This is a genomic window from Pantoea brenneri, assembly GCF_038594305.1.
In the GTDB taxonomy this organism is placed as follows: domain Bacteria; phylum Pseudomonadota; class Gammaproteobacteria; order Enterobacterales; family Enterobacteriaceae; genus Pantoea; species Pantoea brenneri.
Genome location: NZ_JBCGBG010000011.1, coordinates 86,247 through 92,537, shown reverse-complemented (window position 1 = coordinate 92,537; position 6,291 = coordinate 86,247). Strand labels below are relative to the sequence as shown.

The window sequence follows — 6,291 nt, the reverse complement described above, 5'->3', positions numbered from 1 at the left end:
ACCTTAAAGGAATATAAAATGAGCATTGAAGGAATGGTTGAAAATTACGGGAATATTTCAAAAACTGAAATAGATACCATGTTTTCAGGCGCGCAATACATAATGAATAGCATGATGGTTTTGCAAAAAACAGATTATGGCTCCCTAGATAGTTATTTAAATGATGTTGAGTGGTCAAAGAAAAATAGACACACCGAAATATATGATGACTTCCTAGAGGAGCTTGAGTCGGTACGGTTATCAGAAATGCACACAGGTAATGGTCACATCTATCTGAAGATGCGATTCTCCTATGCCGTGACGCTGATGGAGTCATGCCTTAGCGAAATGCTAAAATCTGTGACCATGCAGTATGAGGCGTTCAGGCGTAATGCTATCAACGAAATAAATGACCTTAAAACCCTTAAAATAAGCGCTCCACTCTTGCTCGATAAAAATCCAAAAGATATTTTAGACAATGCAATAATGGGCCATTTATCACATGTCCTTTACCATAATATGGATAAAGTATCTAAAGTCTACACAGACATTATTGGTGAGAAGTTTCCATCAGTTTTAAATGATGATAATAAAGTAATTCGTGATCTAATGGCATTGCGGCATGACATTGTTCATCGCAACGGAAAAAAAATAGGCGGTGAAGAAATTCATATCGACATTTCTCTGGTCGAATCATGCATTGCGCACATTCGAATCTTTGTGGAGAGCGTCCATGAATACCTTGATCGGAATGTAAAAAAAATCAGTGAAAAAACTGATTGACACTAACTTTGCAAAGTACAAACCGCTTACAGTCGCCCCAAGCTGTTAGCGGTTCCCTGATGGAATTTTTGACAACTTACCTAATCTGCAACGCGCGGTTGGGAACGTTAAAAGCCAGAGAGGCCGCTATATGCGGCCTTTCGCCTTTTCAGGGGTACAGACGTGAAACAAAAAATCGCAGTAATCAGCCTTTCCACCAGTCAGCCGATGGCGATCACCGCCATTTACGAAGAGCACACGCTCGTTATGTCAAAGCCGCAGGCGCTGCCAAAGAGCATGCGAAAGCAGCTGGTCAAACTCACCCCCTACGTTGAGGCACTTCGCAAGCAGGGATTTAAGGTGCTGGTGGATGAAGCCACCGGCAAAGTGGCAAACGAAGTCGGCGGCAACCACGTATCACTCAAAACGCGGGTAAGCGACGGGCGCGCAGCGGTGCTGATCGGCATCGAGCGTTATAACGAGCTCCTGCTGCAGGACAACATTGCGCTGCCAGCAGAGAACAAAGGCGCATTTGAGATCCCCGATTCCATCGTTGAGGTGGAATACAACGCCAGCGGTGAAGAGGTCTACCGGATCAACTGGCGTGAGATACGCCCGGAGCAGGTGCTGACCATCCTGTGCTGCTTCGCCGTGGGCTATAACAACGTGGCTTCGGCGGACTACATTAACGCGATGACCGCCGCGACCGCAGCGCCGGAGCCGTCCCTTATGGACTCGCTTAAGCGCATCATCGGCTATGAGAAAATCAAAGCCGCCGAAGCGGTGCCGGAAACACTGGCCGGTAAGCGAATCAGCGACGAGGAACGCATTCTGTGAGTTATAACCGCCTCGACGATCGCTCGATCAGTGACGTAGTGCTGCGCAGTCTATTTCACCAGGAAGTGATCAAGCGATCCGCGTCATTCCACGAAGATAACCGCGACTACACCATCCGTCTCGATGAGATATACCGGGCTGACCTGGCGGCATTCCGCGCCTATGAGGGTAATGACGATCTGCGCTGGGTGTTCCGCCTGTTGTGCGGCATCGAGTCGGAAATGGAGCCACTGCCCGCAGGCCAGACGCTTTCCCTGCCGGATATGGCGTGGCTTCGCGGGCGCATACGCGACTTTGCAGGCGGGAAGCCGGAGTTAATCAGTGGCTGATACTCCGTTTGCTCGCACGAAATCCGGGCGCTACGACACGGCAGGGCTTTCCTCCAAAGAGTTCTCTCGCGTCTTTGACCAGATTGATAAAGACCGCCGCAAATCCCGGCGTACAGCGCGGCGCACGCTTAACCCGCTGACCCTGAAGAACAAGGCGCTGGACGACATTATTGCCCTGGGCAAAAAGAAGTCCGGCATGTTCTTCACGAAAGAGGATCTGAAAGGATTTGAGGCGAATCGCGCTGGCGCCCGCCAGCAGTTCAATTCATCGCAGGCCGGGATCACGTATGCGCAGCTGGTGGCCAGTAGTCAGCAAATCGACATTAAGCGCGCCAATAACCGGGTAGACGACGGATCCGGCATTAAGCGCGCCACGCCCACAACGCTTAAGCACAACGTGCTGACTGTCAGCGTGGAGGCGTCCGCCGTCTCACTCGACAAGCATCACCGCGTAAAATTCCGCTTTGAAGAGTGGGATCAGCTGATGGAGGAAGTGACCAATGACAAAGACAGCGCGGCCAAAATTGCCAGGCGACTCTGCGCTGGCCGCGTCTCTTTTGATTGCGATTGTGGCCGTCACCAGTACTGGTATCGCTACATCGCCACGGCAGGCAACTTTGCCCTTGCCCCGCCAAAAGAGTACGCCTACCCCAAAGAGAAAAACCCGAATCTGAAAGGCGTTGCCTGTAAGCACGTCATTCACGCCTTCACCCGCCTGCAATCTGCCTCCTGGCAGGTGCGCATCGGGCAGGCGCTGCACAAAAGCGCCAGTAACAACGCCTATGGCGACGATCCGCGCAAAACCACTGAGCACTTCACCGACGCTGACAAAGCGAAGTTCAACCGCAACCGCAGTTCACAGACGAACGTCGCCGCCGTTAAGCGTGAGCATGAGAAATATCAGAAGCGCATGGGCGCGCTGGCCAAGCGCCTGAGCAACGACGACGGGCGGATCGACAAACTGCGCGGCCAGCTGACCCGCGCCAGAAAACTGACCGCAGCGCAGCGCACCCGCGCCGCGAAGAAACAGGCCGAGCTGGCGGATGAAAAGGCCAAAAACACTCTTCTGCGTCAGCAGCTGGCTGACCAAGCGAAGATCCAGCGCCAGACGTTCATTGACGCCCTGGTGCTGAGCGGTACGCCCCGCGCCCAGGCCGAGAAAATGTTTATCGACTACGCAAAGAACCAGACAAAAGCAGGTAATCAGTAATGGGACGGTACGATGAATTTCTGGCCGACAATCCACCGACGATTAACGAGGCCACCAGCAGTGAGACAGAACAACCTTCTGCCGCTGTCGATACGCAGGATAGCAGCGGCGCTGTTATCGATCTGGACGCCGCCGCGCCGACCGCCGCCACATCACCCGATGGCGATACCACTGGCGGTGCTGATGACGCTGACGGCGGCAGTAGTGAGGATCACGACCCGCTGAGCACCCCGCTGCCGGATACACTTGCCGCACGCGAACAGAGCACGGCGCTGAAGCCGCGCTACAAAGGTCACGCCACGTTTAACAACATGGTCCGCCGCGACTGGATTAAAGCGATTGAGAGCGACTACAGCGCGTATCAGGCGCTGCTGTACCTGCCGGATATGCGCGACGTGGGCGAGGTGGACGATGAAACCGGCTTCGAACAGCCGTCATTCACCGAGCTGAACAACAACCAGCGTCAGCTGAGCTATGAAGATGCCGATCCGGTCATTGTCACGGTGCTTGACTGCCCGGACGAGCGCGAGAGTTTCCAGGTGCTCGATGCCGATGGTGAACAGGACGGATTAACCGATGATGTGCTGATCCTGCGCATCGCCGCCGAGGGTGTGCCGGTTGGCTCAATTCTGGAGTGGAATGAAGAGATGGCCAGCGGCACCCTGGCGCGCCGCTGGTGGTACGTTCACCGGATTTACGGCTTCGGCACACAGAATGTCGGATCGCTTTACTACTGCATTCCTGCCCGCAATTTTGACACCACCAGCAACGGACGGATCGAATGAATCAGCTGCTTTCCCGCACCCGAGAATGGGTAACTACACGCACCGGCAAAGTGGAGAGTACCGGCTTCACCGCCGCTGATGCCGCTGTAGCGAAGGCGCTGAATGACGTATTCAGCAGCGCCATAATGACCGCCCCGCGCCAGCATGAGCAGCGATTTGCCTCATTCCTGGCGCGGAAGCCGGAAGATCGTGTATTCGTCGGCAAGTTTGATGACGTCATGGACTTTCTGCGCGCCGTGCGCCAGGCGGGCGCCGGACGCCGCAGCGTGAAGGCGTCGGACATGCCGGACCTGAACCGCGACGCCCTGCCGCTGATCAACCTTTCTCGCGGGTTTGATATCACCTATGACAACAACGACCAGGAGATCGACCGCAAGCTGGGCCAGTTTACAGACGAGTCACAGGGCAATATGCCGCTGGCCGACCTTGAGGCTACCCAGGCCTCGCTCAATTATTCCATCACCCTGATAGCCAGTGACAAAGATACGCTGTCGCTGATGTGCAACACGCTGGCCGCTAACTTCCGCTCCCGGCTCTCCACTAATTTTATAGCGCAGGAGAAGCTGGTCCACTGGCCTGTGGAGCTCAACTGCAGCATTCAGGACGCCAAGACCATCATGTTCAGCGATATGTCGCCGCCGTTCACGCAGGATCGGATTTACGCCTGCCAGGCGTCGCTGATTGTCATGGTGGATGTGCTGACCGCACATGAAGTTGATGCCCGGAGCGTCCGGTATGACACCCAGCTGGCACCGGGGGGCAATTGATGGCTGATCAGCAGAATAAGCCCATGCAGTACTTCCTGCAGTCAGTGCTGCTGAACGGCGTGGAAATGCCGCGCAGCTGGATAACGTCAGCGATTTACATCGAGAAGACGTCGCTGACTGCGCCGCTGCTGGTGCTGGAGACGCACGACCCAGCTGGGAAGCTGGTGGACGAAATGGGCGCCCGGTATGGCGCTGAGCTGGTGGCAGAACTGGGCGACCCGACCGGGCAGCGCGGCGCGTATACCGAGACGTTTTTCGTGACGTCCGCGCCCGCCAGCGGTGACGTGGTGCGGATAATCGCCGTGTCAGCGGACCTGAAGCGTCTCAAAACGCCTTCTGCCCGTGTGCGGCTGTATGCCGACCGCCAGCCGGGTGACGTTATGGCTGAGTTCGCGGGCAAAATGACGATTGAGGCTGACGCCTTCCGCAAGGCGATGACCTATCACCTGAATATGGGCGAGAAACCGTCCGGCGTGCTGCGCCAGATTGCTGACGATCACGGCGCGCTGGTGTGGTGCGCCCGCGGCAGGTTCTGCATGAAGGACATGGCAAAGCTAATCGGCACAAAGGCGGCGTTTATCTATGAGGCCAACAATCCGCAGGCCGAGTACACGATCAGCAAGCTGAGCAACATCAATCAGGACGCCGCCGCCACCAGCAGCCGGGACTATCAGTATGTCGGCTACTCGATGACAGAGGGCTACGTGGCCGTGGGCGATAAGACAAAGCCGGTCAGATACATTTCCGACGCCGACGTTGCCACGCTTACCAACATGGCGCGGGTGATCGTTCCGAAACTGGATATTGAGGTTAGTGGCAACGCGGACATTACCGCGGGCATGGTTATAGGTGTGCAGATCCATCGCTATGACGCGGAAAACCAGGTAGACGAGACGTTACCGAAAAACTTTATCGCCGTTGCTGTCATTCACCATGAGGATCGCATTGGCTATACCACGCGCATGATTTTAGGAGTACCCAACAAGTGAGTAAGCAGCGCGCCATCATCACGGCGACAAAAGACCCGCAGGGACACATGCGGGCGCAGATCCGCCTTACTCCGCAGTGGGCGGACGTGGACGCCGATACCCTTCCCTGGGCCGAATATCAGCTACCGATCGGCAACACGTTTGTACCCTGCATTGTGGGCGATCAGGTATGGGTGGAGTTCCCTTACAAAGACGGCCGCGGGAAGCCGGACACCCGGCGCCCGCTGATCACCGGCGCTGCGCAGTCGGCACCGGGCGGCGTGCCAAGCGTCGCGCCTGAAGCGTCCGGGCAGGGTGGCGGCTATGAGCCACCAGCTGTGGACGGTGCGCCGGCGCGCCCTTCCCTGAATCCGACAACGGATTTTGTGTCGCACCGCAATAACCTGCTGGAGATCCGATCTGCTGGTGGCGGGTATGAGATTGCCAATACGGCCAGCGGTTCGCGTGTCGGGATGAACGAAAGCGGGGATATTTACCTGCTGGGGCCGGGAAATTTGGTAATCGACATTGGCGGCGACCTGACTATTAAGGCTGGCGGAAAAATCGTGTTCCAGTCTGGCGGGCCATTCAGCGCAACCGCACCGCAATTCGCGTTCAAACAGTAAGGGTTATCTTAAATCTAAAATTTTATTT

8 protein-coding genes are annotated in these 6,291 nt (G+C 55.8%); all 8 read left to right on the top strand.

The genetic code is table 11. The features are described from left to right. A partial coding sequence (locus tag AABB92_RS22845; protein WP_342560942.1) for a hypothetical protein occupies positions 1-762 on the top strand: 762 nt, incomplete at its 5' end. Positions 763-924: 162 nt separating this feature from the next. Continuing rightward, entirely contained in the window at positions 925-1,578 is a 654-nt protein-coding gene (locus AABB92_RS22840; protein ID WP_031378148.1) for a hypothetical protein, read from the top strand. Continuing rightward, positions 1,575-1,907: a hypothetical protein gene (locus AABB92_RS22835; protein WP_046289621.1), complete on the top strand. Its 333-nt coding sequence runs from the start codon at positions 1,575-1,577 to the stop codon at positions 1,905-1,907. The genes AABB92_RS22840 and AABB92_RS22835 overlap by 4 nt, the downstream gene beginning before the upstream one ends. Next, positions 1,900-3,117 carry a hypothetical protein gene (locus tag AABB92_RS22830; RefSeq protein ID WP_046289620.1) on the top strand — a complete coding sequence of 406 codons (1,218 nt, stop codon included), beginning with the start codon at positions 1,900-1,902 and terminating at the stop codon, positions 3,115-3,117. Before AABB92_RS22835 ends, AABB92_RS22830 begins: the two co-directional genes overlap by 8 nt. Beyond that, the gene (locus AABB92_RS22825; protein ID WP_031378150.1) at positions 3,117-3,902 is read left to right on the top strand and encodes a hypothetical protein; all 786 of its coding nucleotides are present in this window, start codon (positions 3,117-3,119) and stop codon (positions 3,900-3,902) included. Before AABB92_RS22830 ends, AABB92_RS22825 begins: the two co-directional genes overlap by 1 nt. Beyond that, positions 3,899-4,669 (top strand): hypothetical protein, encoded by a 771-nt coding sequence (locus AABB92_RS22820; RefSeq protein ID WP_046289619.1) that lies wholly within the window; start codon positions 3,899-3,901, stop codon positions 4,667-4,669. The genes AABB92_RS22825 and AABB92_RS22820 overlap by 4 nt, the downstream gene beginning before the upstream one ends. Continuing rightward, positions 4,669-5,658, top strand: a complete 990-nt coding sequence (locus AABB92_RS22815) for a hypothetical protein (RefSeq protein WP_031378184.1) — start codon at positions 4,669-4,671, stop codon at positions 5,656-5,658. Before AABB92_RS22820 ends, AABB92_RS22815 begins: the two co-directional genes overlap by 1 nt. Beyond that, positions 5,655-6,263: a baseplate protein gene (locus AABB92_RS22810; RefSeq protein ID WP_082097650.1), complete on the top strand. Its 609-nt coding sequence runs from the start codon at positions 5,655-5,657 to the stop codon at positions 6,261-6,263. The genes AABB92_RS22815 and AABB92_RS22810 overlap by 4 nt, the downstream gene beginning before the upstream one ends. Positions 6,264-6,291: the final 28 nt, after the last annotated feature.

Bases quoted from the DNA above. Each gene is read 5' to 3' on its own strand.
- AABB92_RS22825 (WP_031378150.1), top strand. From the start codon at position 3,117: ATGGGACGGTACGATGAATTTCTGGCCGACAATCCACCGACGATTAAC.
- AABB92_RS22820 (WP_046289619.1), top strand. From the start codon at position 3,899: ATGAATCAGCTGCTTTCCCGCACCCGAGAATGGGTAACTACACGCACC.
- AABB92_RS22815 (WP_031378184.1), top strand. From the start codon at position 4,669: ATGGCTGATCAGCAGAATAAGCCCATGCAGTACTTCCTGCAGTCAGTG.